General features: G+C 23.5%; 1 protein-coding gene. It reads left to right on the top strand.

Annotation, left to right across the window (positions count from 1 at the left end; genetic code table 11):
- Positions 1 to 208, top strand: a 208-nt coding sequence (locus tag QWI17_RS16670; protein WP_302723657.1) for a hypothetical protein, incomplete at its 5' end; no start/stop codon positions are given.
- Positions 209 to 371 lie beyond the last annotated feature (163 nt).

The raw sequence follows: 371 nt of genomic DNA, 5'->3' as shown, positions 1-371 counted from the left end.
ACTCAAAAATGATTCAGATGATTTTGTTGAAACAATTATTCCTTCAGAAGTAAAGTTATTGGATAGTTGGGATTTCTATTTTAAAAAGAAATATGAAATTGCTGGAGGTTTATTAGTATTCTTTGGTATAGTTTCCTTGGCTTTATCTTGTTTTATCGTCTATTTACTAAAAATAATTGTGATTGGACGTAACGTTTCTAAATCATAATTTTAGATGATTATTTCTAAATTGATTTTAAAAATGAGTTTTGAATAAATTTTTTATCAAATGAATTTCAATAATAACTCATCAAACAAGCTTTTTGACTACGGCTTAGCGCTTTAAAAATAAATTATTTAGATTAATAGTTTGTAATTAAAAAATATGCAAT

The organism is Gilvimarinus gilvus (assembly GCF_030518155.1).
Taxonomy (GTDB): domain Bacteria; phylum Pseudomonadota; class Gammaproteobacteria; order Pseudomonadales; family Cellvibrionaceae; genus Gilvimarinus; species Gilvimarinus gilvus.
This window is presented reverse-complemented; position numbering and strand designations above follow the sequence as displayed.